Annotated in this window: 19 protein-coding genes and 2 pseudogenes; 7 read left to right on the top strand and 14 right to left on the bottom strand. The window is 54.2% G+C overall.

The annotated features are described in order from the left end of the window. Positions 1-162: 162 nt before the first annotated feature. Positions 163-1,110, bottom strand: coding sequence for an aromatic alcohol reductase (locus J3P79_RS03825; RefSeq protein WP_003173940.1), 948 nt, complete (start codon positions 1,108-1,110; stop codon positions 163-165). A 96-nt stretch (positions 1,111-1,206) separates the two neighbouring features. Here J3P79_RS03825 and J3P79_RS03830 point away from each other — a divergent pair, with 96 nt between their 5' ends. Further along, positions 1,207-1,665 carry a winged helix-turn-helix transcriptional regulator gene (locus tag J3P79_RS03830; protein ID WP_003429427.1) on the top strand — a complete coding sequence of 153 codons (459 nt, stop codon included), beginning with the start codon at positions 1,207-1,209 and terminating at the stop codon, positions 1,663-1,665. 17 nt (positions 1,666-1,682) lie between these two features. Here the strand turns inward: J3P79_RS03830 and tnpC are convergent, their stop codons facing one another. From tnpC to tnpA, 3 genes are all read right to left on the bottom strand, one after another. Continuing rightward, the gene (gene tnpC / locus J3P79_RS03835) at positions 1,683-3,212 is read right to left on the bottom strand and encodes an IS66 family transposase (protein ID WP_042944682.1); all 1,530 of its coding nucleotides are present in this window, start codon (positions 3,210-3,212) and stop codon (positions 1,683-1,685) included. A gap of 81 nt (positions 3,213-3,293) precedes the next feature. Continuing rightward, a complete protein-coding gene (tnpB, locus tag J3P79_RS03840) occupies positions 3,294-3,629 on the bottom strand; it encodes an IS66 family insertion sequence element accessory protein TnpB (protein ID WP_003177794.1) in 336 nt (111 codons plus the stop codon). After that, positions 3,626-3,958: an IS66-like element accessory protein TnpA gene (gene tnpA / locus J3P79_RS03845; protein WP_003173944.1), complete on the bottom strand. Its 333-nt coding sequence runs from the start codon at positions 3,956-3,958 to the stop codon at positions 3,626-3,628. Before tnpA ends, tnpB begins: the two co-directional genes overlap by 4 nt. 99 nt (positions 3,959-4,057) lie before the next feature. Here tnpA and J3P79_RS03850 point away from each other — a divergent pair. Together J3P79_RS03850 and J3P79_RS03855 are read left to right on the top strand one after the other, a co-directional pair. Continuing rightward, a pseudogene (locus J3P79_RS03850) lies at positions 4,058-4,267 on the top strand (IS3 family transposase); the annotation flags it as partial. 24 nt (positions 4,268-4,291) lie between these two features. Then, positions 4,292-4,690: a hypothetical protein gene (locus J3P79_RS03855; protein WP_434608298.1), complete on the top strand. Its 399-nt coding sequence runs from the start codon at positions 4,292-4,294 to the stop codon at positions 4,688-4,690. 130 nt (positions 4,691-4,820) lie between these two features. Here J3P79_RS03855 and J3P79_RS03860 read toward each other — a convergent pair whose 3' ends face one another. From J3P79_RS03860 to J3P79_RS03905, 10 genes and pseudogenes are all read right to left on the bottom strand, one after another. Further along, entirely contained in the window at positions 4,821-6,296 is a 1,476-nt protein-coding gene (locus J3P79_RS03860; protein ID WP_434608300.1) for an N-6 DNA methylase, read from the bottom strand. Between the two features lie 181 nt (positions 6,297-6,477). Then, on the bottom strand, positions 6,478-8,067 hold the full coding sequence (locus tag J3P79_RS03865; RefSeq protein WP_434608303.1) for a restriction endonuclease subunit S: 1,590 nt from the start codon (positions 8,065-8,067) through the stop codon (positions 6,478-6,480). After that, a complete protein-coding gene (locus tag J3P79_RS03870) occupies positions 8,067-10,907 on the bottom strand; it encodes a DEAD/DEAH box helicase family protein (protein ID WP_434608306.1) in 2,841 nt (946 codons plus the stop codon). The genes J3P79_RS03865 and J3P79_RS03870 overlap by 1 nt, the downstream gene beginning before the upstream one ends. Positions 10,908-11,437: 530 nt before the next feature. Then, positions 11,438-12,670, bottom strand: a pseudogene (locus tag J3P79_RS03875) (integrase domain-containing protein). A gap of 353 nt (positions 12,671-13,023) precedes the next feature. Further along, on the bottom strand, positions 13,024-15,363 hold the full coding sequence (locus J3P79_RS03880) for a restriction endonuclease subunit S (RefSeq protein ID WP_434608309.1): 2,340 nt from the start codon (positions 15,361-15,363) through the stop codon (positions 13,024-13,026). After that, positions 15,360-16,829, bottom strand: a complete 1,470-nt coding sequence (locus J3P79_RS03885; protein ID WP_434608311.1) for an N-6 DNA methylase — start codon at positions 16,827-16,829, stop codon at positions 15,360-15,362. Before J3P79_RS03885 ends, J3P79_RS03880 begins: the two co-directional genes overlap by 4 nt. Before the next feature lie 88 nt (positions 16,830-16,917). Then, a complete protein-coding gene (gene hsdR, locus J3P79_RS03890) occupies positions 16,918-19,284 on the bottom strand; it encodes an EcoAI/FtnUII family type I restriction enzme subunit R (protein ID WP_434608313.1) in 2,367 nt (788 codons plus the stop codon). 489 nt (positions 19,285-19,773) lie between these two features. Further along, complete coding sequence (locus J3P79_RS03895; RefSeq protein WP_434608315.1) at positions 19,774-20,652, bottom strand: hypothetical protein; 879 nt, start codon at positions 20,650-20,652, stop codon at positions 19,774-19,776. Positions 20,653-21,032: 380 nt separating this feature from the next. After that, complete coding sequence (locus J3P79_RS03900; RefSeq protein ID WP_434608316.1) at positions 21,033-21,866, bottom strand: ATP F0F1 synthase synthase; 834 nt, start codon at positions 21,864-21,866, stop codon at positions 21,033-21,035. 4 nt (positions 21,867-21,870) lie between these two features. Further along, entirely contained in the window at positions 21,871-22,437 is a 567-nt protein-coding gene (locus J3P79_RS03905; protein ID WP_434608318.1) for a hypothetical protein, read from the bottom strand. 1,215 nt (positions 22,438-23,652) lie between these two features. Between J3P79_RS03905 and J3P79_RS03910 the strand changes: the two genes are divergently transcribed. The 4 genes from J3P79_RS03910 to J3P79_RS03925 are packed head-to-tail and all read left to right on the top strand — an operon-like array spanning position 23,653 to position 26,629. After that, positions 23,653-25,059 (top strand): YfjI family protein, encoded by a 1,407-nt coding sequence (locus tag J3P79_RS03910; protein WP_434608320.1) that lies wholly within the window; start codon positions 23,653-23,655, stop codon positions 25,057-25,059. Then, the gene (locus J3P79_RS03915; protein WP_434608322.1) at positions 25,046-25,399 is read left to right on the top strand and encodes a hypothetical protein; all 354 of its coding nucleotides are present in this window, start codon (positions 25,046-25,048) and stop codon (positions 25,397-25,399) included. Before J3P79_RS03910 ends, J3P79_RS03915 begins: the two co-directional genes overlap by 14 nt. Beyond that, positions 25,383-26,363, top strand: a complete 981-nt coding sequence (locus J3P79_RS03920) for an integrase domain-containing protein (RefSeq protein ID WP_434608324.1) — start codon at positions 25,383-25,385, stop codon at positions 26,361-26,363. Before J3P79_RS03915 ends, J3P79_RS03920 begins: the two co-directional genes overlap by 17 nt. Then, positions 26,360-26,629: a hypothetical protein gene (locus J3P79_RS03925; protein WP_434608325.1), complete on the top strand. Its 270-nt coding sequence runs from the start codon at positions 26,360-26,362 to the stop codon at positions 26,627-26,629. Before J3P79_RS03920 ends, J3P79_RS03925 begins: the two co-directional genes overlap by 4 nt. Positions 26,630-26,899 lie beyond the last annotated feature (270 nt).

Below are 26,899 nucleotides of genomic sequence, written 5' to 3' on the forward strand. Positions count from 1 at the left end.
CAGACCTCGGCAGATGGTGCGGATAAGATAAAGATTCGGTCGTCTTGGATTACCAGACCCATTCTCCGCGCCTTAGCTTCGGTTATCAGCGCCCATTATCAGACTGAGGAGCTTTTTAGCAGGTCAACTCCGAGCGCGAGAACGTTCGTTCAGCTACTGCCCTTATGCTGATGAGGTTGCCAGATTTGCACGGGCCCACTCCTCAGCGGTCGTGACTTGAGTCGACTGCTGCGCGTTGAAAGTGCCTGCTTTAGGCCAGGCCACGCCTCTGCCCTGGGCGAACACAGCGCGGTACTTCTTGATGTGATGCGTTGGGTCTCTCTCCAATTCTTGGAGCAAGTACGGAACAGTCCACACGTTACGTTTGAACGGGCGACCCAGTACACGTTCGAGGAGGCTCGCAACCTCTCCGTACGTCACTGTATCTCCCGAGAGGTACACAATCTGATCGCGGAAGCGAGGTTCGAAGAAAACAATTTCCGCTGTCAACGCACCAATGTCTTCTGGAGTCGTGAGCGTCACGCTGGTCTCAAGACTGCCTAGCGCGTTCACGGTATCGTTTTCGAAGTCAACCACCTCGAATACTGGCTCGAATAGAAAGCTGGTGAACATACCCGTCGAGATGATTACCCATTCAGTTTTATCCTGGGCGCGAAGCAATTCGCGTACATCAAGCTGAGCATCGAACAGATCTTGAGGACTGCCCCGACCGATTACCTCGAAGTCGACACCAAACTGCCAAGGAAAGTAGCGCTTCACACCGGACTTGAGAGCTGCTGTAGCCAGCTTCATCGGGGTTTCCCGGCCTGCAACCATGCCTGCGCAGCCTATTACGGTATCGAACCGTGCGAACACTTCAGCCAACTGATCGATTGAATTATTCACGAGATCTGCGGCCACCATCTGGATGCCAAGATCTCGAAGCTCATCGATTTCGACCTTTTTCTCGGGCACCTGAGTGTTGATGGTCGAATCCCTGAGCAGGACGCTGATTGTGGAGCCGGGCGCGCGCTTTGCTACTCGCGCAAGATTGCGCAGAACCGGCAGCCCAAGCTCACCGGCGCCTAGAACGAGAATGGATTGGGGGGAAAGCTGGGTCACTTCGGTCATGATTTCTCCTGAGACCTGTTGCCTGTAAGATGAACAAATGCTTGCACGATTAGGCAACGTTCGTAAGAAGGCACACCTGTGATACCAGAGAATGAAATGACCGATCAGGAGGCTCTCAGCCAGGCAGAAACAATTTGCCGAACGCTTAGAGAAGACGATGATGGCGTCAGACGAGAAGTGCTTGCTCACGCAGGTAGCCGCTGGTCGTTAGGTATTCTGCATGCCCTGGGGGTTTACGGCACGATGCGCCATGCCGAAATAAAAAGGCAGATGACTGGGGTGACTCAGCGGATGTTAACCAAGACGCTACGCTCCATGGAGCGGGATGGGCTAGTGGTTCGGCGGGAGTTCGGTGAGATTCCGCCACGTGTCGAGTATGAGCTGACGCCGCTGGGTATGGGACTGTTGATCCGCATGTCACCTATCTGGACTTGGGTTGTCGAGAACGTTGAGGATTTCCGCAAGGCGCGGCGTATTTTCGACAGTCAGGATGACAAAAAACCCGCATGGCAAATACCTCCATCGACACCATTAGATTCAGACGCGTCGGACTGAATGTAGCTCATAGCGTGTTAGGAGCCCTGTGCCCATTGATGCGGTAGTAATTGGTCAATTGCACTGGCCCTCTGTGTCGGCAACCGCGTCAGTACATCCTTGAGATACGCGAACGGATCATGCCCATTCATGCGTGCCGATTGAATCAAGCTCATAATTGCCGCCGCTCGTTTACCGCTGCGCAGTGATCCGGCGAAGAGCCAATTCGAACGGCCAAGGGCCCAAGGCCGGATCGTATTTTCGACCCGATTGTTGTCGATGGGCACAGCACCATCATTGAGGTAGCGCGTCAGCGCTACCCAGCGTTTCAGGCTGTAATCCAGAGCCTTGGCTGTGGCCGAGCCCTCGGGCACAAGTTCGCGCTGAGCCAGCATCCACTCATGCAACTTCTCCGCGATAGGAATCGCCATTTCTTGACGTAATCGCCAGCGATCTTCATCGCTCATCTCTTTGGCCTTTCGTTCAACCTCGTATAGGCCGCCGATTGAGTGCAGCGCCTGTTCGGCCAGTTGGCTTTTGTTCGCCACATGCAGGTCGAAGAACTTGCGGCGAGCATGGGCCATGCAGCCGATTTCGGTGATGCCCCCTTCGAAGCCGGCCTTGTAGCCTGCGAAGCCATCGCAGACCAGCTTGCCGTTCCAAGTGCCCAGGAAGTTGCGCGCATGTTCGCCAGCACGGCTCGGGCTGAAGTCGTAGACTACCGCCTTCAGTGCCGAGAATGGTGTCGTGCAGTAGGCCCAGACATACGCTCGGTGCGTTTTCTTTTCACCCGGTGCCAGCATCTGCACGGGTGTTTCATCGGCATGGACGACTCGCTGGGCCAGCACTGCCTCGCGCAGTGCTTCCACGAGCGGTTGCAGTTGTACGCCGGTTTGACCCACCCACTGCGCCAGTGTCGAACGGGCGATGGGCAGCCCGGCGCGGCCGAAGATTTTCTCTTGGCGATACAGCGGCAGATGGTCGGCGAACTTGGCCACCATGATGTGGGCCAGCAGGCCTGCGGTCGGGACGCCTTTGTCGATGACGTGCGCCGGTACCGGCGCCTGGATTAGCGTTTCACACTGCTCGCAGGCCCACTTTCCACGGATGTGACGCTCGACGGTGAATACGCCGGGCGTGTAGTCGAGCTTTTCGCTGGCGTCTTCGCCGATGCGCTTGAGGGCGCAGCCGCACTGGCAGTGGCTGTTGTCCGGTTCGTGATGGATCAGTGTGCGAGGAAACTGCGGTGGCAGCGGTGCGCGCTTGGGTTGCTGGCGCACTTTGGCTTCGACAGGTGCCGGTTGCAGCGCCTCAAGTTCGGCTTCGATAGCGGCGATATCCGTATCGATCAAGTCGTCGAGCAGGCTGGCTTGATCCGGGCTCAACTGCTCGCTGCGCTTGGCAAACTTGAAGCGTTTGAGCAGCGCGATCTCGTGGGCCAGTTTCTCGTTGACCGACTTGTGATGAGTGATTTGCTTGTCCATTGTCTCGACGCGCTGGATCAACTGCGCCGCCAGGGCACGCAGTTGTTCAGGGTTTAATTGATCGAGATTTGGATGCAAAGTCATGCCGCCGATTTTGCCAGAGAGGGCTGATGGCGACGATAGACTGATGGGCCAATTGCGCTGGCAAGCACGCCATGGCAGATGTTAAAGCATCGAGATGATTCCGCCTGCACCGACGCGCTGCCAAGGTAAACCGAGCACCAGGGCCTGAAGTTGCTCGGCATCCAACTCAACTTCGGAGCCGTGTCGCACACCCGGCCAGAAGAAGCGTCCTTGATTCAAACGCCGGGCGGCAAGCCAAATCCCCACGCCGTCATGCACCAGCACTTTCATTCGATTGGCGCGGCGGTTGGCGAACAGATAGGCACAGTGCGGCTTCGCCGCACCGAACACCGCCACGACTCGTGCGAGCGCGGTTTCAGTGCCGGCGCGCATGTCCATGGGCTCGGTGGCGAGCCAGATGGAATCGACGCGGATCATCGCAGCAGGTCTCGTAGGAAAGCAGAACACGCCGCTGCATTTTCTGCTGGCCAACTCACCACGACTACACCTTTTGGATGCGGCACTTCGATTCGGATCGTGGCAGGAAGGGCCTGATGCATCGGCACCGGCGGCGAAGTCTTGACCGGGATGAAGGCAGTTTGCAGTGCCAGGTTTTTCTGCGCATGCACCCGAATCCATTTATGGACGAGGTTTGCATTGAGGTTGTGGGTCAAGGCGACATTGGCAATTGAAGTGTCAGGATGGGCGCACTCAGTAATGACCTGGGCCTTGAAGGACTTGGAATAGGAACGGCGTTCTTGTGGCATTGGCGTCCGCTTAAAAAGGCTAAAAATGGTGTCCACTTAAATTTAGGTGGACACCATCGCCTTAACCGATGGCATCAGGAAGATGTGTTGCTCGGACGGTTACATAGCCGGATCCGTTTCGTGACCCCGGCCGAACGGCACCAAGGGCAGGATCGACAAATCCTGGCTCGGCGTCACGAAGTGTACGAGCAGGCGAGGGAGAAAAATCCGGAACGCTGGCCAGGCCGGACACGCAACTGGGAGCCAATAGGCAGGGTGCTGCTGAACCCGGATCGGGAGCAGCAGCCAGTCGAGAAAATAGCAGCATAGTTAGACGGTGACGCGACAACTACCTTGAAAAACGCCGCAGCGCTTCTCAGAACACTTGGCATCGTAGACCTGGTTTTTGTTTTGGAACTTGCCAGCAGTGACAGCGAAGAAAACCATCCCTTGCACCTTCATGGAATCGCCCGCATCTCGGCATGCATCGCTACACAAGCCATCCGAGAGCTACTTGCACCGGAACCAGATGTGGGCTCGTCACCTCCGACAAGAGGTTATCGCCAGCGCTGGAGCAATAAGGCCATTGCGGTGACCGAGATTCAGACGCCGGGGGCCTGGGTCTCCTATAGCGCTAAAGAGTTCGACTTCACCGCCCACAGTTTACAAGCCAGTCCGAGTTACTCCAGCCGATCAGCGACCACGACAGGTAGAGAGCTCTATGAAGCGATGCGAGCTTGGCTGCGTTCCTAAAGCTGCCCATCTTGCCGTAGGCGCTCTCAAGTTCAGGACCGCCCGCTACTACTGCAATCCTGCGCCCTCCGTGAGGCTTTACCGATCGACCCGGACGTTGTCATATTTTTCTCTCAAATGGCCGGAGTTATTAGCCGAGCCCTTTAAGGATTTCACGGAAACTGCCCAAGCCAGCCTCAATATTCTCGATAATCTCATCGGCTAGATCATCTGGCTCCGGCAGGTTTTCCAGATCAAATAGCGACTTGTCCTTTAGCCAGAAGATATCCAGACTCGTCTTGTCGCGGGCGAATATTTGTTCAAGGCTGAATTTGCGCCAGCGGCCTTCGGGGTTGGCCGTCTCGTGCCAGGTTTCGGTGCGCTCATTGCGGTTTTGCGGGTTGTAGCAAGTGATGAAATCTTGCATGTCCTCGAAGCGCAGCGGTTTTTTCTTCAGGGTATGGTGAATGTTAGTGCGGTAGTCGTAGAACCATACCTCTTTCGTTTGCGCGTTCTTGCTGGCCGAGCGGTTGTCGAAGAACAACACGTTGGCCTTCACGCCCTGAGCATAAAAGATACCGGTCGGTAGGCGCAGTACAGTGTGTAACTCGGTAGTTTCCAGCAGCTTTTGGCGCACTACTTCACCCGCTCCACCTTCGAACAGCACGTTATCCGGCAGTACAACTGCAGCACGGCCGGTGGTCTTGAGCATGCTGTGGATGTGCTGAAGAAAATTCAGCTGTTTGTTTGAGGTGGTTGCCCAGAAGTCTTGGCGGTTGTAGGTTAGCTCGTCCTTTTCCTGTTCGCCCTCGGCATTAGTAAAGCTCATCGAACTCTTCCGGCCGAAGGGTGGGTTGGCCAGAACATAGTCTACGCGCAGGCCCCCGTCGGCGATCAGAGCATCGTTCGGCGAGATAGAGCTGTTGCCGTCTATCTCGCCGATGTTGTGCAGCAGCATGTTCATCAGGCAAAGGCGGCGGGTGCTGGCGACGATCTCATTCCCGTAGAAGGTTTCGTTCTTGAGAAAAACCTTCTGGTCCTTAGTTAGGGCTGGATTTCCAGCTAGGAAGTCATAGGCAGCTAAGAAGAAGCCGCCGGTGCCGCAGGCAGGGTCAGCGATGGTCTTGCTTGGTTCCGGGCGCACGCAGTCAACCATGGTGCGTATGAGCGCCCGTGGTGTGAAGTACTGACCGGCGCCTGATTTGGTGTCTTCGGCGTTTTTTTCTAACAGGCCTTCATAGATATCGCCTTTAACATCCGCACCCAGAGTGACCCAGCGCGTCTCGTCGATCATGCTGATCAGGCGGCTGAGTTTAGCTGGGTCCTGGATCTTATTCTGCGCCTTGGTGAAGATCTGCCCCAGCATGCCGGTCGTGCCACCCAGTACTCGCAGAAGAGTAACGTAATGCACCTCCAGCTCGGCGCCGCGCTTGCTTTTCAGGCTTTCCCAATCATAGCCCGCGGGAATGCCGATAGCCCGGACGAACGGGGGGCGAGCGTATTCATCGACCATTTTGAGGAAGATCAGATAGGTCAGCTGCTCCAAATAGTCTCCGTAACTGACCCCGTCGTCGCGTAGGGTGGTACAGAAGCTCCAAACCTTGGAGACAATTGCATGAGTGCTCATGGATGATTCATTCCTGGGAGTCAGATGTGCCTGCCCGTGGCCGTCAGGCATTATGCTAGCTGTCGGCTGGCGGGACTTTCGGCAGTGGGGTATTAGATTAGTGCAGTGAGCCGGACCTTGACTTGGGCGGTGACTCTTCTCTGGTAACTGTTCTTCATCGGCATCGCCGTGTGCAACATGCTCATGCCGAGGCCTTGGCTTTGGCCTTGGCTTTGGCTTTGATACTGCGGGTCTTGGCCGGTTTGATCGCGCCTTCGGAACGGATACGCTCCAGAAGTACGCTGGCTGGCTCGTCCTCGTGATTCTGACCCACCAGCTCACCGGAAAAAGCTTTTCTCAGAATCGACTGGCGCAGAGTTATGGCCTGTTGCAGAGAGTCGGTGATGGTTTTTTCGAACTGTTCCAACACTGAAAGCTTTTCTTCGAGAAACTGAACCAGCACTCTTTGCTCTGAGAGAGAGAAAAAGGGCATCTTCATTGCCGAAACCCGCTCCTTGTTCAAAGCCTTCTGGTTGTTTCCAGATCCAAGCTTTCTGGTCATTTCGTACTGAAAACAGAGATATAAGTACATTAACTCTGGTATGCAGCCTGCCTCAGAAACTCTAATGGCTGCGGTGTTCTGATTGTGGGCTGCTGGCACGTCCAAAATTGCAGCCTGCCCACGGGTTTTTCCCTCTCCGATCATAGCCAGCATCACAGTACCGCTTGGGTGTATTTCAGTAGAAGCGTTGAGATAGCCCAGCTCAGTAATTTTCTCATTCGTGCCTTTTATTCGACAAAAAGACACTTCACCACTGCTAACCCAAGGAATTTCCCCGCCCCAGTAGTTCAAGTTTCCCCGGCTTGGCGTGGAGCCTACATACACACCAAAAGCCTCTCCAATCTGTACCCACTTCCAGCTTTCCGGAAGGTTAGGTAACTCCGATAGTTCTGCAGCAGTCAATGGGGGTAGGATTTTCGGCGCCCTGGGTTTGGCCGGCTCTCTATCAGGCGTGTAAGATTTTTCTCTGGATTTCTGCGCCTCTGTCCACTCCAGCAATTGCTCCTGATAGCGCATTTCACGCTGTTGCTGGATACGTGCTAACAGAATTCCGGCGGATTCAAGCTTGCCGGAATTTTGCGCTCGCCAGTCGCTTGTCAGCTTGCCTTCGAAGGCTTGTTTGAGCAGCGCCTGACGGTAAATCTTGAGTTGTTGCTGGGCGGTGCACAGACACTCAACTCCCTTGTCCAACTCTGATAGCAATTCTTCAATTTTCGCGACAATTCGTTTTTGTTCAGCAAGTGGTGCGAGAGGAAAAGCAAGATCAGTCAGTTGTTTCTTAGTGATCCCTGAAATCGTGGTTCCACGCCCCTGGAATTTCAGGATTTGCAGTTCAGAACTCAGAAAGTGCAGCGCATACTCAGGAACTACCAAGTCAGGGCTCTGGATCAGCCCTTGAACATCCTGGCTGAAGCAAGTTGGTGTTTCTGTGATAGCGATTTTTCCGAGGCCCACACGAGTAACGACCAGCAGCGTCCTACGTGGAACACTATTGGTCGTGCTGTTCTCTATACCCTTGCCAGTCACGTGCTTACGAGGCCTGATGTCACGCACACCGAAGATATCTGCGCTCGTGACCCATGGGACACCGTCCCCCCAGTATTCAGGCCTTTCAGTTGAAGGCGTGCCCCCGCCAACGACTTTGTAAACCTCGCCCAAGAGTGCAATGGCCCAGTTGGTTGGCAAACCACTACCGCCTTCTGCTTGGATGCATCCTTCTGCCTTACTCATTACGCTACCAACGCCTCATTGATTTCATCTAGCATCGCCGTGTAGGCGTCACCGAACTGGTCGTAGAATCCGCCCAGCCCACCGTGAGCGTCGAAGGGGGCGAAGTTTAGCGCTTCGCTGTCAATATGTATCGAACTGGCGATATGGCCGCGGATCATTTGCAACCACTGCATCTGCTGTTCGGTGAATTTTTCACCAGCGCCTGAGTGGCGCTTGAAGATCCAGTCCTTGAAGTTACGGCTTACTGTGTCTTCAAATGGCATCAGGATATCGTCTAGCCCACATACGCGGCGGATCAGCGCTACCAGCGCAGTGAGTTCGTTGAGCGGAGAGTGGCTCTGGTAGTTGTCCAGCCGGGCGTATGCCTTCCAGACATTGAGTGGCGCTAGATATGGGCGGTCTGCCTTTATGGCTTCAAGTACCGCATGCAGCTGTTCGAACGTAACTTCGCGGCGTCGTTGCGGCTGGCCGAAGTAGATGTTCAGTGCTTCCAGCTCCTCCGCGTGCTCCTTGAGGTATGTGACGAAGTCCTGTTTCAGATCTTGTGCCTGCTCCGTGTTCTGCTGCTGCCAGCCGGCAAAAGTGACTTGATCCAGGGTGTCGTGGTCGACCTTTTGCTCCCGGTCGCGACGGATCTGCTCGAGTAGTTCGATCAGTTCTCCATTGAGGGTGCTGGCAGCCTGCTTGACTAGCTCGGCCTGGGCCTGATCGCGCAGGGCATCGCCTGGATCGGTGCCTGTCGGCTGACCAGCGAGCTCAAGTGCTCGTGCTTCCACCTGATCGCCGTCTATAGCGTCGAATAGGCGGCTAACCAAGGTGCTCAGCGGTACGCCGCCACTGGCCGCCTCAACCTTCTTGTGCTCGGCCGGTTCGAGCTGCTTGGCCAGCCGTGCCAGCCTTCCGGCTAGCGAGCTGACGCTGTCGCTGTCGCTGGCCCCCAGCATTACGCCCATGGCCAGATCTTTGAGCAACACGGAAGGCTTGCTGATCAGCGGTTGGCTGGCTGTCTTCAGTGACTTCGTGACGCCTATTGCATCGACTATGACGTAGTGGGTCTTGGCAGTTTTGGCTGCGGAAGAAACTTTTTGTAGGTCGTCCTTATCCAGGGTTCGAGTGCCGCGCCCCTTCATCTGCTCGAAGTAGTTGCGACTTTTGACGTCGCGCATGAAGAGCAGACACTCCAGTGATTTTACATCTGTACCGGTGGCGATCATATCGACGGTAACGGCGATGCGCGGATAGTAAGCGTTGCGAAAAAGGGCCAGCACCGATTTGGGATCTTCACCTTTTTCAATGACGTTACCATCTGCGTCCTTCCGATCCTGGGAGACGCGGTAGGTGACCTTTTTGCAGAAAGCGTTACCTTCGTCGAATTCCTCGCGCACGCACTGGATGATGTCGTCGGCATGGCTGTCGGTCATGGCGAAAATCAGAGTCTTGGGCACCTGGAAATGATCGTCCTGGTCCATACGGTCGGGGAAGATGTCCGGCAGCTTATCGCGAAATGTCCGGATCACAGTGCGGATCTGGTCCGTATTTACGATGTCGCGGTTGAGCTGCTTAGCCGTATAGGTTTCATCATCATCTTGCTCTTCCCAGCGTTTACGTCGGGTCATTCGCTCCCGGTGCTCAACAAGCTGCTCAGTCTTGAACTGTCCACCGCTCTGGGTCACTTCGGTTTCAATCAGGTAGACCTCATTGCCGACGTTGACGCCGTCCGCCACAGCCTTTTCATGGCTGTAGTCGCTCACCACGTTCTTTTTGAAAAATCCGTACGTGCGGTTGTCCGGGGTGGCGGTCAAACCGATTAGGCTGGCGTCGAAGTAGTCGAGCACCTGCTGCCAGAGGTTGTAAATGGAGCGATGGCATTCGTCGATGAAGATGAAGTCAAAGAATTCCGGCGGAATTTTTTCGTTGTACACCACCGGAAGCGGTGTTTTTGGCTTGGTCAACTGCTCGGCCGGGTTGAGCTCTTCCGCCGTCTCGTCTAGCTCTTCGCCCTTGAGCGAGGCGTACATACGCTGAATAGTGCTGATACATACTAGGCTGTCGCTGGCGATATGGGGCGATTTAAGCCGCTGGACCGGGTACAGCTCGGTGAACTTGCGGCTGTCATCGATCGGTAGATAACTCATCATTTCCTGTTCGGCCTGTTCGCCCAGGTTCTTGGTGTCGACCAGAAACAGGATGCGCTTGGCGCCGGCGTATTTCAGCAGCCGGTATATGGCGGTGATGGCGGTGTAGGTCTTGCCGGCACCGGTGGCCATCTGGATCAGGGCGCGTGGTTTACCGGCCTTGAACGAGGCTTCCAGTTTGCGGATCGCAATTTCCTGGCACTCGCGCAGGCGCAGCTCGCTGGCAGGCAGCTGCTGCGGATTGAGCGGAGGTATGGTCTGCAAGCGGGAGCGCAAGGTAGATGGCTGGGTCAGCCAGTCGCGAAGGGTTTCCGGGGTTTGGAAGTTGAATACCTCACGGGAACGCGGCTTAGGATCGCGAGCATCGGTGAACCGGGTGATGACGCCAGTGCTTTCATAGAGAAAACGCAGGTTCTCATTGGATTTGACCCATTTTAGCTGGGAATTGGCATACCCCTGGGTTTGGTCCTCCACAGCAGTAATGCTGTGGCCGATCTCTTCGCGCTTGGCTTCAATGACTCCGACTGGTTTGCCATCGACGAACAGCACATAGTCAGCGGGACCGACGCTTGTTTGATATTCGCGCACGGCGACACCAAGGCCGGCGCTAAAGTTGATTTTTTTTTGCACTACCCAGCCTGCGGCAGTGAGTTGGGCGTCGATGCGGTCGCGAGCGAGCTGCTCCGGAGTCTGGTTTAGAGTCATCAAGCTACCTTGCCATTGCAGTTCGTATGGGTGGCAAGATGGTACTACTTTTTTGAGGGTGTTTTCGCTCTCAGAACCTGAGCTTGCAGAGAAGCGGGATTCCCTCTACCGCTGAATCAAGCAGATTTCCCTTAGTCGGTCATAGCGCGCGCGAGCAGAATATCCTGAGTTTGAGCGTGATCTGCGTGTGGCGTGCCAGGTACAGTTACGGTAGATGTCACAGTTGCCCGTCATGGCTCACAGATTTCCAATCTCTGATCTGAGGGATCATAGTTTGGATATGGACTGATGTGTGGGCTGGAGTCTGGCATAGCTTAAAAACTAATATTTTTCAAAGCCTTGAGGCATTAAAAAGCCGGCTTTTGGCCAGTTTTTAGTGAAGCGAAAGGTGGCGATTAGCTTCGTGAATGAGTCAGAATCCAGACTGAGCGCCGTGACTGTGGAGCATCCGCTTTGCATGAGCGAGACACTTGTCTATGCGACGCTCGCTGGTCAAGATTACTACCGGCACGTTAAGCCATATCTAGCGCTCAATTCCCCGCACCAATGATTGCTGACATCGAAAGACTACCGGTAGCTGCTTCCTGGATGTGTTCGCTCCACCACTGCATCATTGGGCGCCTGCGCTCTATATAGTCAGCCCGGTTATAGGCGCTACGCACCTCGTCCTTATCGACATGAGCGAGTGCAACCTCGATCAACTCAGGGTCCCAGCCATGCTCGTTCAGTATTGTGCTCGCCATTGAACGCATACCGTGGCTGACCAGGCGCCCCGCAAATCCCATCCGCTTAAGCGCCATGTTGGCGGTCTGGCTGTTGCAATGGGTGCGCGGATTTCGATCTGCGGGGAACACATATTCACGGTGTCCACTAAGGGGCTTGATAGTTTCCAGAAGCTCGAGCGCTTGCTGCGTGAGCGGGATTATATGTGTGCGACGCTTTTTCATCCGCTCCGGTGGGATCGTCCATATCTGCTTTTCGAGGTCGATGTCTGCCCACCGAGCGGTAGCGGCCTCTGCTGCACGGGTCATGGTGTGGAGCTGCCACTCGATCAAGCAGCGTGTGGTCCTTTTGATGCTGGCATTGGCGACAGCTAGCATCAGTTCTTTCAGCTCATCCGGCGCCAGCGACGCCATGTTTTGCTTCTTCGGTTTTTTAAAGACAGAGCGGATGCCGCTGAGCGGATTTGAAAAAATAAGTCCGGCATTCACCCCGTAAGTCATGATCTCGTTGAGACGTTGGCTAAGCCGCTTAACCGTCTCTAGGCTGCCCTTTGCCACGAGAGGTCTCAGCAATTTAATCACCTCTGGCGCAGTGATTGCTGAAATCGGCGTCAGCGCCAGGTCGGGAAAGACGTGGAGCGTTAAAGAGCGCCAGATGTCTTCAGCGTACGCGGTGGTCACTGAGTCTTTCTTGAGATCAAACCAGGCGGTGGCCACGTTTTTAAATGTGTGCTCCGTGGTCGCCTTTAACGTCTGCCGATCCGTGTCACGCTTTTCCTTAGGGTCGAGACCCTGGGCAACCAGCTCCCTGGCACCAACGGTGCGTTTACGTGCTTGAGCTAGGCCTACCTCGGGGAAGGTACCCAAACCCATGTTGATACGTTTCTTGGTCACTGGGTGGATGTAATTGAAGTCCAAAGCTTCGAACCATTCGCTCTAACTCATCTGAAGGCCGTCACCATCAGTGAGGATGTAGTCCTTCTCCTTTGGCTTGGCGGCCTTGACTTTGACGTCCGAAAGGCGCGCCGCTTGAGCTCTCATGGTGTTGTATTCCAAGCTGTTTATGTATTCCAAAACTTAGCAGGTGAGCGCATGGAATATCACTTGGAATACACGAGCCAGCAGATGTTCCTGGACGCTCAGAGATGGCTGTGGAGCCTAACTCTCTGTATTTACTGAATTTCAGGCACAAAAAAAGACGTCCGTGGACGTCTTTAGATGATGAAGTGGTGGAGCCGGGGTAAGTTGAATTGGTTTTTTAGATATTTGATTTAATTGACTAATGTGAGTGTGTAAAATTTTGTGGAATACCAATTGGAATACCGCGAGAAATTGGATTCAGCAATATGCTTCGGATCTATATCTTTCAGAGGGCGACCAAAAGGAGCATCTGTTTATTCAAAACCGGACAAGCTGAGCATACCGCCCCTGGTGCGCTTGCCAAAGCCGGTAGGCATCAGGATTTTGTGCTTCTTCATTTCTGCGAGTATTGCCAACCATTCCGTTTTGCCGAAGCGCAGCTTGGTGTCGTTCCAGCTATGCATGACTTCGTCCACGATGGCTTCATCGGTAACCGGGCGGCCCTCCAGGATGAAATCGTTCCAGGCTGCGTACAGTGTTACGGTCATTTCGCAACGATCAGTATCCCAGCCTCGCATCAGCTCGATAACCTGATCAATAGAGGCGCGTTCTGCGGCTAACCAGGAGTTCTCATATGCATGCTGATGTTGCCCGGCCTGGGGTAACGGGCGGTAGGCATGGCCGACAGTCTCGCGTTCGATGCGCTCATACCATTTACGATTTTGCAGTTCACCTTCGACCTGATTCATCAATTGGCGATCGTGGGGGCCTGCGGCGTCGCGCAGGTAGTCACCTTGAATGGTGGCAAGCCTAGCCACGTGTTCGGCCAGGTAAATCACTTTCTGCAGCTTGCGTTGGCCAAAGGTGCGTTGGCTATGCAAACGATGAGTGATTTCTGCTGCGAGCAAGGTACGGTCTGTTTGCCGATCTCTGGCAATGGGGGCCTGCAGGGCGTCTTCGGCAAGGGCACGTTCGACCAGAGTGCTAGTCAACTGTTCGTTCAGTTGACGGCTCTGGTTTAGGCGGGTTTTGAGTTGGTCGCAGAGGGCCATGAGTTGATCGACTTTGGCGACAATGCGGTCTTGTTCGGCAAGTGGGGGAAGCGGTACCGGATACTTCGCCAATTTTTCGCCCGAGAAATGTTTAATCGTAGCCCCGGTGAAGAATTGATTCAGATATTCAGAGTTAGCAGCTGCCTTCAAGCAAAACTGAAGGAAAAAAGGCGAAATACCCAGCCAGGGGCGGGCACGGTGCAGTGCTTTCTGGATGAACATATCCTCAACATCGCCCTGCCAGACAGCACACCGTCCAGGTTCTCCTCCTTCGCAAATTACTAAGTCGCCGGGGGTAACGCGATATTCATCAAGCTCATGCTCTTCAAATCGCATGCTTTTGAGATCGTCGATCTCAAAGTTGAACCACTGAACGTTGGTATTACGAAGATATGGTCGCAGTTCGCCTTTGTTCTTGGCTTTATCAAGCATCTTTCCAAGACGGGTATTTGAGATCGAGTCGAAGCGCACCCATTTCCAGCTTGAGGGCAAAGCATATGGTTTTTCTTCTTCGTCGACCTCTGGCAATGATTTCTGCTTTTTGAGCTTACCTTCCCTCACCAACCTTGATTTTTCCTCGGCGATGCGCTTGAGCAGTTCACTGGCCGTTTCATCGTTGGGATCTTGCGGCACCAATTTGCCCATAACGGCAAGTTGCAGCAGGGTCTGTTTGAGGGCGTCGATGCTAAGTTCAGAGCTGAACAGAATGTGAAAGTGTTCGGCCAAGCGCGTCCAACTGGTGGCGAAATCGGTGGCGTCGCTGGCTTGTGTCAGGCTGCCCAGCAGCGCTTGCACCAGTTGGATGTGGGTGTGTTCGGCGTCGCCCTGCTGTGCTTCTAGGCGGTCGCACAGGGTCATCAGCTCATCGACTTTGGCGACGATACGGTGTTGTTCTGCTAGGGGTGGTAAAGGCACCAAAATTTCCGAGACATCGCCCAGGCGGAAACTGTTTTTTATTCCTCGCTGAGGTGCTTCGTACTGTTTGTAGGCCAGCGGAGATCGCAGCGCTTCAGGTAGAAAACGGCTACGGATTGAACAGGCAAAGCGAATGAGGCACACATGCTGATTTATGTACGCTTCACCAAACTTTTCTGGAATCAATCCCAGCAGCCCAACCTCACCAGTGATTGATAGCAGTAAGTCGCCGGGCTCCAACTTGGTTCTTCTTCCCTCACCACCCTCTGGAGGTGAGACGCGCTGAATATTGTTGAGGCGTAGCTCATAGCTACGACGCGAAAGGTTGCCCATTCGGATAAAAATTGCACCCTCATTAGAATAATGTTGGGCCCAGTCGCGCGAACCACTCGTAATTAACTCGGAAAGATCTCCTAACCGAGCCCATTGCCAGCTCTTTGGTAAATCGAACGGTACGTCATCCCCAGTAGCATGCCCCAGAGGCTTCTTTTTAATCTTCCCCTCTGTCGCTAGCTGCGTCCTTTCCTCTGCAATGCGCTTAAGCAATTCACCGGCTGGTTCATCATTCGGGTCCTGTGGCACCAACTTGCCGCGCACCGCCAGCTCCAGAATCAGCTCACGCAGCTTTTGGACGCCGTTCGGCGCGCCGGCCAGCAGCGGCAGATTGCCGGTGAGCAACGCCGTCATACCTGGCGCTCCAAGGCTTCGGCCAGCACGTCTTTAAGCTGGTCGCGCAGATCGCTGATTTCATCTTGCAGGGCGGAGTAGTTTCGCAGCAGCTCGTCCGGATCATGGCTGATCTGCTCGCCGATATGCGGGTTTTTGCAGTCCAGGTTCCAGTTGCGTGCCTGCAGCTCTTCGATGCTGACCTTCCAGGCAAATTCGTTCTCGACCCGTGTGACAAAGCCATTAGCTTCGCTTCCCCACCAGGCTTCTTCCACGGCAAATTCTTCGATGCGCATGGGGCGGGTTTTAGAGTAGTTCTTTACGCCTGCCGGGTACTGGTGTTCATAGAACCACACTTGCTTGGTCGGGGTACCCTTGGTAAAGAACAGCAGGTTGGTCTTGATGCCGGTGTAGGGGTTGAACACGCCGTTGGGTAGGCGAACGATGGTGTGCAGGTTGCACTCAGTCAGCAGCTTTTCCTTTATGCGGTTCTTGATGCCTTCGCCGAACAGAAAGCCATCGGGCAGCACCACGGCGGCACGGCCGCCATCTTTGAGTAGCTGCATGATCAAAACCAGAAACAAGTCGGCGGTCTCTCGGGTACGGAAGGTGGCGGGGAAGTTGGTTTCGATGCCGTCTTCTTCCATGCCGCCGAACGGTGGGTTGGCGACGATGCAGTGCACGCGCTCGCTCGGGCCCCAACTGATCAGTGGCTTGCTCAGGGTGTTGTCGTGGCGGATCTGGCTGGGCACCTCGATGCCGTGCAGGATCATATTGGTAGTGGCCAACAGGTGTGGCAGCGGCTTTTTCTCCACGCCGAAGATACTGGCCTGTAGAGTGCGTTCGTCTTCGGCGGTTTTTACATAGCGGCTGCGTTTGTGTTCGATGGCGCAGGTTAGGAAACCACCAGTGCCGCAGGCCGGGTCCATGACCTTCTCGTCTAGCTTAGGGTCGGCCATGCGCACCATAAATTCAGTGACTGGGCGCGGGGTGTAGAACTCGCCGGCATTACCGGCGTTCTGCAGGTCTCGCAGCAGTTGTTCATAGAGATTGCCGAACTCGTGGCGCTCCTGGGCCTTGTTGAAGTCCACGCCTTCCTGAATCTTGTTGATCACCTGGCGCAGCAACTGCCCGGACTTCATGTAGTTGTACGCGTCTTCAAACACGCTGCGCACCACAAAGGCCGAGGGCGTGTTGCTGTACTCGTGCAGGTTCTGCAGTTGGGGGAACAGGTTGTGGTCGATAAAGTCCTTCAGCGCATCGCCGGTCATGCCTTCCGGATCGGCGGCCCAGGTACGCCAGCGGCAACTGTCGGGAATGGGCGATCGGTAGTTGTCGTCCATCAGTTCCCATTCCATCTCCCGGTCATCGAAGATTTTCAGGAACAGCAGCCAAACCAACTGGCCGATACGCTGGGCGTCACCGTCTACGCCAACGTCTTTGCGCATGATGTCCTGGATGGACTTGATGGTGGAGCTAATGGACATGAAGTTCTCTCAACGCGTACCGCAAGGGGGGCGAAATTCTACCGGATAGTGTGGACGACTGCCTTGGCATGTCGTCGGTGCGTAGCCCTTAGCTTGCGTAAAGTTCGTCTTCCAGCTCGTGGATAGCTTTGTTGTAGCCAGCCTTGCCACCAAAAGCCTTGACCAGCTCGATGGGCGCACCGAACTGACTGAAAGGGTCGAGCTGCAGGATTTTGATGTCCTCGATATGCTCGATGCCGGTATCGGCATATTTATCCAGCAATGCCTCCAACACCTGGCGGGCTGCGCCGGAATACTTGGCGAAATAGTTGCGCTTTTTCACCTGCTCGGCTCGCTCGCGACGTGATAGGGCAGGTTGATCGAAGGCGACGTGGCAGATCAGGTCGAACGGATCGAGGGGCTTGCCCTGTTTCTTTTCCACTTCCTCCGCTAAGGCTTCCCACATCACGCCCTGGACGGCCATCTCCTCAATGATGACTTTCTTTTGTTCGGCATCACTCCAACGTCGGAGGAAGTCGTCAAGCGAGGCGAACTGCTTTTGCACACAGGTGCGGGTGTAGTCGTGCAGCGATTCGGTAATCAGTCGACCATCCGGGCCGTAATACTGCACACGCTCGGCGATGACATAAATCGGAACGTTGTCGATGACGTACTTGATGCGTTTTTTGCCCTCATCTTCGCCGGTAAAATCCAGGTCATCACCCTCGTTATCGTTGTCTGCGTTTATGCCATCTTCATCGGCAAGCGGGTCATCCGGCGGTACGGGGGAGTCATCGCCTTCTGGCGCGTAGATCACCACTGGGTCTCCATCGAAGGCCGGGTCGGCAAACAGCTCGGTGGCCTTTTTGAAGTCCATGATGGTGAACCAGTACTTGCCATAGTCCTCGTTGATGCGAGTGCCGCGACCGATGATTTGCTTGAACTCGGTCATCGATTTGATGTGCTGGTCGAGCACAATTAGCTTGCAGGTCTGAGCATCGACGCCGGTGGTCATCAGCTTGCTGGTGGTGGCAATGACTGGGTAGCGCGCCTCCGGGTTGATGAAGTTATCCAGCTCGGCTTTGCCTTCCTGGTCATCGCCGGTGATACGCATGACGTATTTGCGATTCTCGGCCACGCGCTCAGGGTTGAGGTTGACTAGGGCCTGGCGCATGCGCTCGGCGTGGCTGATGTCGTCGCAGAAGACGATGGTTTTTTGAAACGGATCGGTGGCCTTGAGGAGTTCGGTAACCTTCTGCGCCACCAGTTGGGTCCGCGCCTCTATAACCAGGGTGCGGTCCATGTCCTTGAGGTTGTAGATGCGGTCTTCGATCAGCTCGCCATTCTTATCGAGCATGCCTTTGGGTGGCCGCCAGCCTTGCAGGTCTTTATCGAAGTCGATACGCACCACTTTGTAGGGGGCGAGAAAGCCGTCTTCGATGCCTTGCTTCAAGGTGTAGCTGTAAATCGGTTCACCGAAGTAAGTGATGCTGGATACTTCTTTGGTTTCCTTCGGTGTGGCGGTGAGGCCGACATGGGTAGCGCTGGAAAAGTAGTCGAGGATTTCACGCCAGGCGGAATCCTCGGAGGCGCTGCCACGGTGGCATTCGTCGATCACGATCAGGTCGAAGAAGTCGCGGGAGAACTGCTTGTAGATGTTCACCTCTTCATCGGTGCCGGTGACGGCCTGATAGAGCGACAGGTAGATCTCGTAGGAGGTATCGATCTGACGTTTGGCGATCTTGGTCATCGCCTGGCCGAAAGGCTTGAAGTCGTTGTTCTTGGTCTGGTCGACCAGGATGTTGCGGTCAGCTAGGAACAGGATTCGTTTCTTCTGTTTCGATTTCCACAGCCGCCAGATAATTTGGAAGGCGGTGTAGGTCTTACCGGTACCCGTGGCCATCACTAGTAAGATACGGTCTTGGCCACGCGCTACAGCTTCGACGGTGCGGTTGATGGCATTCATCTGGTAATAGCGCGGCATGCGCCCGGAGCCGTCGTCGTAGTAGGGCGCTTCGATCTTGTGCTGGACGGTATTATCCAGCCGCTTCCACTGGCAGTAGCGCTGCCAGAGTTCGGTGGGGCTGGGGAATTGATCGAGGGTGAGTTCGGTTTCTACTTGGCTGCCTGTGCCACTGCGGTCATGAAACAGGAAACCATCGCCATTGCTGGAAAATACGAACGGTACGTCCAGCGCCTCTGCATAGCCCAGGGCTTGCTGCATGCCGGAGCCGACGGAGTGCCTGTTGTCCTTCGCCTCGATTACAGCGATAGGCAGGTTGGTCTGGTGGTAGAGGATGAAGTCTGCACGGCGTGCTTCGCCACGGCTGTGAAGTTTGCCCCGGACGATAATGCGGCCTTTGGTAAAGCTGACTTCCTCCCGCACCTGCTTGTGCATGTCCCATCCAGCTTGCTGAACGGATGGGGCGATGTACTTGCTGCAGATGTCCCGCTCGGAAAGTGATTTCTTGTCCATGGCTGGCTATGTCCCTATGGCGTGCCGTGGACTTTACCAGATCGGGCTGGAGGCATGCTGCCAGTATTGGCACGCTGGGCTGACACGCCGCGTAGTACGCCCGGAAAGAGTACGTTTCTAATCTTTAGGTGCGTCGGTTTGCTCCGTCCGCGTAATTGCCGCGCGCAGAAACGGTGCCTTTCAGGTATATGGGAATTGACGTGGACGATGCTCTTGAGATGGCAGAGCAGACCGAGTTTTGGCTTGGATAAGCGACGGTTGAGGCCAGATCGTCGCTATCCGCCCCATACCGGCGTCTATTTAACAGGCGGTGAAGGTAGGCACTCAGGAGTCGGCCACAAGTCTGGCTCAGCGTGTGGCCTGTCTTATGAGCTAGCACCGGTATACCGCCCATCACTAAACATTGGGGTTTGAACGAATGCGCTGGGAGCTAGTGTTTCAGCCAGAAGCAAACATCTTCAATAGGGATATTGTTAAGGAAAAGAGGGACTACCTCGAATTTTTTGCGCTTAGCATATGCACATATTGGAAACCCGCTTGCTCCCAATCTCGCCAGTCTGGTGTCGTGTTAGGGCGCCAGGGAACATCGATTATTTCAACTAGCTCTTTTGTATCTTGTTCGTAAAATCCTGCCTGAACGCCTTCAGGAAGTTCTACGGCTAGCGGATAGGTATTTTTGTACGCGCTATGATCAAGCTTCCATCCAGGTTCTATTTGTTCCAAAATTTCGGTCAGCCGATTTTTCTGAACTTCGGCAATTTTCTCGATGAGTTCATTAAATGTGCAGATAAGAGGTTCGCCCTCTGAAAAGTCGGAGAATCGTGCACTAGGCCGGTTCCCCACACTCTTGTCCAGCTCGCGGCCAGTCCGGATATAGAAATTTAATGCTCCCAAATCGAGCACATCACCTCTCAGTTTTGCTTCACTCTCAAGCACTGCCAAAATATAAATCTGTGCCGGAAAGCCATAAGTCCAGCAGTTTGCATCTTTCAGAGGGTTCCAATAAGTTGTCTTACTTATGCTCCATGTTTTGGGCGCTCTAGTGGTTTTAAATTCACACGTTGTGCCCCAAGTTAGCTGAAGGTCAAACACGTCACCGTGAGGTTGGCTCTCATAGTGCTCGCGAATGCTTTGTTCGAGATCACCTTTGCGCGGATGCCAGGTGGTTAAGGTTCGCACCGTTTTGCCAACGATTTGATCAATGTTTTCAATGAAGTGTTGAACTAGGATGTACTCGATCAATACACCACGCAGCATAGGCACAGACATGTTCGAAAAAGCCCAACCCCAAAAGCCGGAAGCTTTGTAGGGGGTTGAGAGATCACCGAGTGAAAATTTAGTTGCCTCACTGATTAGAGGGTTTTTCAAAAGAAGTTCCTTAGATATGGTTTGTTGTGTAGGTAAAAGATTGTTGTAGGAAAAATTCCATGCGGCGCCATGTGAGAACTCTGTAGTAATTTTTGTGCTAAGTTCTCTGAAGGTTTACAAGTTGCACTTGTCGAGGCCAGAAGCAGTATCATTATTAACTTGTTGTGGAAGATTTTTTACTACTGTTGGCACTATATTTGGAGTGTCTCACTGACTACCGAGGGAGTCAGTGAGACACTACCCAGAAGCAGAAAGGCCGTGAATCACCAGCGCCGTGCGCAGGCCTAGACTCTGAAACTAACGCGAACAACTTACTCAAGCAACCAGAGTTCGCATGGATATGTCCAACTCCACGCACCATTCGAGATTGCGGTAAGATATTATCCCAATGCCTGGACAGAGTTTGCCAAACGTTTTTCCTGTCCAAATTGGGTGGTGTAAAACCGCTGCTCTATCCCATAGATGAGCATTTTTAGGTCGTTGTCCGTAGAAATGTCAAACATTCCAGAGTCTTTGTTAAATTTTAAGTTCTCGCCACAATAGCCATCAATATAGGAGAGCATACCTTCTTTGTCCTGTTCGGGTAACGCTGCCAACGTAGCCATAGCCAATGCAATTCGTTTTCGGTTTGGCTTTGACACTTTATCGGCATCAAATTCATTGCTGAGCGTAATAAATGGCTCGTCGAGGAATTGCTTAACCTCTTCTTGGGTTGCCTCTTTATAAAGCTCATCGATGCCCGGAAAAATACTGGAAATTGTCGCCAGATTTTTGAAAATTAGCACGTCAAGTTCGGAGAAATATACCGCATCCGGTTGAGTATTGATCACCAACCTCAGTCGATCATCTTCAACCTCTGCCACCTCACCGAAGACGAAGGTCTTTCGGCGCAGAAACAGAGAAGGCGTGACTTTCTGAAAGTAGAAATCATCGCTCTGAAGCGCACAGATATGAGAGATTTCCGGAAATTTACCCTTAGGTAGGTCGTCGTAGTCTTTTGCATCGAAATCCGATTTGAGAATTTCAGAGCAGTAGGCTTGCTCAGAAAATTTTTCAACCTTAAACCAACACTCCTCATCCAAATTATGATCAGGGTTGTAAGGAATGCACGCGGCGGGATCAATCTCCAATTTCGGGAATAGCGTGTAATCGGAAATTAACTTAAAGATTGGCTTTTTGCGCAGTTTTTTTACTTTTACTAATACATGATCCATATGTTCATTCTCGTTCAATAAATGTGTAATTATTTATTCTGAAGGCTTTGGCAATGGCGATATCACTGGGGACCTTGTATCTCTCGCGACTGATGAGGAATATGGAGGCCTTGGATGTTGTGGTTATATTGTAGAATTCATACCCATACAGCAAGAATAAGGGGTTGAAATACAATGCCTGTGACCTGAACGTGAAAATGAAGAGGACCCCATATACAAAGAATAGTGTCTCCCAGTTGCTCACGCTAAGCGCCACGAAGAAATACCCCAAGTAGCTGGGTAAAAAGCTATTGTTCGCGTGCTCGATACTTTCCACCTGCCCTTGTTTGAAGTCGTCCTTTCCTAAAAAAGAACTGAGGCGAAGACTCACTCCAGTGAGAAGGATCGGAACCAAAAGGTATAAGGCATAAGATACGGCATTAGGTGTTTTGTCTAACCAAGGAAGGCCAGGAAAGAAATGTGCCAGCGTAAGACCTTTTTGAACGAGATAAATGATGACCAGAAGCGACGTAGCATTAAAGGTCAGCAATATCCTGAATATAAAGTTGAGATCAAATCGTAACCTGTCCATAGGTTCCTTAGCGTAAAGATTAGGCATCGAAATTTTAGGTACTATAGATCGGAACGATAGCGAATTGCCATATTTTTGTCTGGCGTATGCTTGTTTCGTCAGGTTGATCTCGAGTTGGGCGAGATAGCCTTGTTGGGATTCGTGAAGCCGTCAAATCCGTTTGAAACTTTGCTTTTCCCGCTAAACCCTCCGATTCAGCGATCTTTGATCGCGCCGATCGGAGAGTTCACTCGCTTTTTCTCGAAGCCACCTTGTTCCGCCGTCTCATTTGGATATCTGATTGGCGCCACGCCTTCTTTTACCCTTCAGTAATTACCACGTTCTCTATCGGGCGCAGCGCCGTTTCAGTGTCAAAGCGGATCTTATCGTGGAGGCATGAATGTAGGTGTGGCGACAGCGGCGACGCCGGCGACAACACACGTAGAACGTGACCTGGAACGTGGCGACAAAAGTGGCGACAGTCGCCACTTTCTGAGCGCATTAGCCGTGACGCTTGACCGCCTTTTCGAGTGGGTATAAAAATTGGCGCACGGATCGCTGTCGTTGACAGCACCTGCCCAGGTAGCCAGAACCTTTAAGGCTACGCCACTTGCGTGGTGGTTCTCCCACAGTGCGATTAGCGTCCGGCGGCTCGCACGATCACTCCCCAAGAGTGATGGATGCCTACTCCACTTATCTGTCCACTGCGACAGACGATGGACCTTCCTCGCTGCACTGCAGCAACCTCACCTCTCGGCACACTTCGCTGCGCCAGATCGCGCCCGTCTCTTTCTCCTGGAAAGAGACGGGCGCTCGTACCACTGCTGCAAGCCACGTCATACAAGGCATTGCCGCAACTCTCCGCGTGACAATCGGCCTGACAAATCCGATTCGTCGCCATCCGCAACGACACAGGCACCGGTGCCGCAGCCTATTGAAAGGCTGCACCTGAATGGCAGTCAGGCATGCCCCAGGTTTCGATGTTGTTGCCTTCTCCCGCTCAGGATCTCTAGGTGCCGAACTCGTCAGTCGGCACAGCCTCCATCCGCCCGCATTTTCGGATGCGTCTAAGGAGGCCAGATTCATGGGGTCATGCCCCTGCTCCCGGTCGTAAGGAGCCGTTCGTTCCGCGTCAGTGAACACCTCACAGGCCGCAGGGGCCTTGATCCCTGATAACACTCAACAGCCGTGGCGGGACTACGTGAGGACAACCAGCAATGAACGAGGAGAGGGCCCATGCAGCAGTTAGATCCGAAGCTTGAATTACCGCAACCCCCTCGACCGCTGATTGAGTCGAATCCCGTGGCCCAGCCTTATCCGGTGCAGGCACTGGGTGGGATTCTTGGGCCTGCGGTTGAGCGTATGGCCGAGGTCATCGGCGTGCCTCAGGCGCTGGCCGCGCAATCGGTGTTGGCTGCCTCGGCGCTGGCCACACAAGGCCATGCGGGTTTACAGCTCGACGGGAGAAATTACCCTCTGTCGCTGTACCTGATTACCGTGGCTGCGTCAGGGGATCGTAAAACGGCAGCAGATCGATGTGCCTTGCTGCCCGCACGGCAATGGGAGCGTGAACAGTGGCAAAGCTATCGTGAACAACTTGCTCGATACCGTGCCGTACAAAAACAGGCTCAGCGTAGTAATCCTAACGATCCTGACTCCGCAAACCGCGCTCTCGTAGAAGAGGAGCCCTCGGCCCCTAGGTTGATCACCACGGACCCGACTATCGAGGCGCTGATCAAGGGGCTCTGTCATGACTTACCGAGCATGGGCCTGTTCTGTGACGAAGGGGGGCAGTTCCTCGGCAGCAGCACCATGAACCGGGACAACCGTTTGAAAGCAGTCACAACCTTGTCGTCACTCTGGGACGGGAGCGCGCTTGATCGAGCGCGCTCCATGGCCGGTGAAAGCCTACGGGCTTATGACCGGCGTTTGAGTCTGCACTTGATGCTGCAACCGTACTTGGCGACGCAGTTGCTCAGTGACCCATTGCTGCAGGGACAAGGCATCCTCGGTCGCTGCCTGATGACCTGGCCCGCCAGCCTGGCCGGACAACGGAGCTATCAATCTGTCGACTTGTCCCAAGATGCTGCGCTGAAGCGCTATCACCACCGAATTTCGGCCCTGTTTCATCAGCCGTGGTCGCTGTCCCCTGACGGCGCTCTATTGCTTTCAACGCTGACCATCAGTGCGTTGGCTCGCCGTCGCTGGATTGATCTACATGACGCCATCGAGGCCCAGTTGGGTGAGTTTGGGGAACTGGCCAATGTGCGGCCCAGTGGATCAAAGGCAGCCGACAACCTCTTGCGCGTCGCCGGTATTTTGGCCGTGGTGGAGGAGAGCAGTGTCGTGGAGGTCGATCATATTCAACGGGCCTCGACCTTGGTCGGCTACTACCTCACCGAGATTCAGCGCCTGACCGAACAGGAGCCGGTGTGCCGGGTAAAGGAAGAGGCTGATCGGTTGCTGCGCTGGCTACAGGTCAAGAAGTGGAAGCGTTTTAGTGTTCGAGAGCTGAATCGCAACGGCCCCCGCTTTGCCCGTAAGAGCAGCCGTCATGCCACCAAGCTCTTAGTCGAGTTGATTGATCATCAGTGGCTGATCACTGATGGCCAGACCTTCGAGGTGCGCCATGTTCAATCTTGATGAAGCACTGCGCAATCATCTGGCTCAGCGCCAAAAAGAGCCCAAAGCGCGATTTGTCGCCGCGACTGTCGCCACTTTGTCGCCATGCTCAAAACCAGACCGGACAAGGGTTGTCGCCGCTGTCGCCGCTGTCGCCACCCTCAACAAAACCAGCGCCACGACGACAGCCATCATTCGATATTTGAAAGAGGAGGGCGCGGTTCTCTATGTCATCGACAACAGGCTGTGTTTCCGCCCAACTGATTGGGCCCAGTTCGCCATTGTGAGTGCGCACTGGCGAGCCCTTTTGCACGAGCTCGCTACAGTCGATCAGGAGCAGAAAAATGGCTCGGGTCGGTAAGCGAGCTGGGCGCAATTTCGGCTTCGGTCGCCAGCTTAGCTATGCTGGACCGCAAGCGCTGAAAGATCTGTTTGGCGATGGCCATTTCGGTACCGTCAAAGCCCATAGCGATCGCTGGCAGGCATTCGTACGTTGGTGTCGATCAGAGGAAGGGCCGAAGATCAATGATGCCCGACAGATCAATCGCGACATCCTCATGCGCTACGCCACCCACATACGAGAGCAGGTTGATCAGGGCAACGTCGGCATCGCCACCGCGCAGAACCGTTTGTCCAGCGTCAACCGCACGTTGGCCGCGCTGCGCGGTGATCAGTACGTCAAAATTCCCAGTCCGAGCCAGGCGCTGGGCTTGCAGCGCTCAGGCGTGCGTATTGAATCACCGCAAGGCCAAGACCGTGTGCAGGTCGAGCAGATCGCACAGGCGCTGTCAGAGCAAGGCCAGCAAAGAGTAAGCGCAATTGTGCACCTGGCCCGAGAGACCGGCATGCGCCTGCGTGAAGCGATCCTGGCGGATCTGCTCCGACTGCAACGTGAGGCTCGGCAGCTGGGCAAGATCAACATCCAGGACGGTACCAAAGGCGGTCGGTCGGGCGCATCGGCACCACGTTGGATCGCAGTCACGGATCAAGTTCTCGATGCCCTCGACAGGGCGAGTGAGTCCTCACCCAAGGGCAGTCGGAACCTGTTAGCACCTGATGAGAGCTACAAAGACTTCATACAGGCAGTGGTGCGACCTGCGCGGGATATTCTGCATGAGCAGGGATTGAAAGGCTTTCATGAACTGCGGGCGGCGTACGCCTGTGAGCGATATGAGCAACTGACGGGCTTCTCTGCACCCGTCAATGGCGGTCGTGGCCATCGAGACGATCGAACACGTGATCAGAGTGCTCGTCAGCAGATCAGTCACGAGTTGGGACATAACCGCATCGATGTGGTGCGTGCCTACATCGGGGGGCGGCGATGAAGACCGAGTTCGACATGGCGTTGTTTCTGAGTCCAGTGCTCAAAGGCGCGCATGCCACACGGCAGCGGCATATCAGGCAGGCAGAAAGGATGCAAGAGGCGATTCAAGAGCGCTGGGGTTGCGCGACTCCCTGGTCCTGGAAGGAAAAGCACGTGAAATGGTTTTTGAAACACTCTCAGCGCTGCTCTGCCCGCGCGACCGTGTACTACTTTGAGTTAACAGCAGGGTTGATCCGCCGCAGAAAATCGCAAGTCGTGGTTGGCTGATAGATCATTTAATCGCGCGTTGCATGGAAACACTGCAAGCCCGGTTAAACCATCCGAAGTCTAGCGTAGGTACAGTGAGCTAAAAGTAACGTGGTTACTGGTGTTAAGCGAAATTTGGTGAAATAGATAGAAACAGGTCTCTGTACCCCCAGTGTACTGCTCTCCGCATAGCAGACATCAAGGTCATATCCACATCACGCTGTTGACTGAGTACCATCGATCTGGGGCGCGTTAGGAAAATCAGCGGTCCCTTTTCCCTCGCGGCCAATA

This window comes from Pseudomonas sp. R1-7 (genome assembly GCF_051132105.1).
Classification (GTDB): domain Bacteria; phylum Pseudomonadota; class Gammaproteobacteria; order Pseudomonadales; family Pseudomonadaceae; genus Aquipseudomonas.

Coding starts and splice junctions, on each gene's coding strand:
- J3P79_RS03825 (WP_003173940.1), bottom strand. CDS start 1,110: ATGACCGAAGTGACCCAGCTTTCCCCCCAATCCATTCTCGTTCTAGGC.
- J3P79_RS03830 (WP_003429427.1), top strand. CDS start 1,207: ATGACCGATCAGGAGGCTCTCAGCCAGGCAGAAACAATTTGCCGAACG.
- tnpC (WP_042944682.1), bottom strand. CDS start 3,212: ATGACTTTGCATCCAAATCTCGATCAATTAAACCCTGAACAACTGCGT.
- tnpB (WP_003177794.1), bottom strand. CDS start 3,629: ATGATCCGCGTCGATTCCATCTGGCTCGCCACCGAGCCCATGGACATG.
- tnpA (WP_003173944.1), bottom strand. CDS start 3,958: ATGCCACAAGAACGCCGTTCCTATTCCAAGTCCTTCAAGGCCCAGGTC.
- J3P79_RS03860 (WP_434608300.1), bottom strand. CDS start 6,296: ATGAGCACTCATGCAATTGTCTCCAAGGTTTGGAGCTTCTGTACCACC.
- J3P79_RS03865 (WP_434608303.1), bottom strand. CDS start 8,067: ATGAGTAAGGCAGAAGGATGCATCCAAGCAGAAGGCGGTAGTGGTTTG.
- J3P79_RS03870 (WP_434608306.1), bottom strand. CDS start 10,907: ATGACTCTAAACCAGACTCCGGAGCAGCTCGCTCGCGACCGCATCGAC.
- J3P79_RS03880 (WP_434608309.1), bottom strand. CDS start 15,363: ATGACGGCGTTGCTCACCGGCAATCTGCCGCTGCTGGCCGGCGCGCCG.
- J3P79_RS03885 (WP_434608311.1), bottom strand. CDS start 16,829: ATGTCCATTAGCTCCACCATCAAGTCCATCCAGGACATCATGCGCAAA.
- hsdR (WP_434608313.1), bottom strand. CDS start 19,284: ATGGACAAGAAATCACTTTCCGAGCGGGACATCTGCAGCAAGTACATC.
- J3P79_RS03900 (WP_434608316.1), bottom strand. CDS start 21,866: ATGGATCATGTATTAGTAAAAGTAAAAAAACTGCGCAAAAAGCCAATC.
- J3P79_RS03905 (WP_434608318.1), bottom strand. CDS start 22,437: ATGGACAGGTTACGATTTGATCTCAACTTTATATTCAGGATATTGCTG.
- J3P79_RS03910 (WP_434608320.1), top strand. CDS start 23,653: ATGCAGCAGTTAGATCCGAAGCTTGAATTACCGCAACCCCCTCGACCG.
- J3P79_RS03915 (WP_434608322.1), top strand. CDS start 25,046: ATGTTCAATCTTGATGAAGCACTGCGCAATCATCTGGCTCAGCGCCAA.
- J3P79_RS03920 (WP_434608324.1), top strand. CDS start 25,383: ATGGCTCGGGTCGGTAAGCGAGCTGGGCGCAATTTCGGCTTCGGTCGC.
- J3P79_RS03925 (WP_434608325.1), top strand. CDS start 26,360: ATGAAGACCGAGTTCGACATGGCGTTGTTTCTGAGTCCAGTGCTCAAA.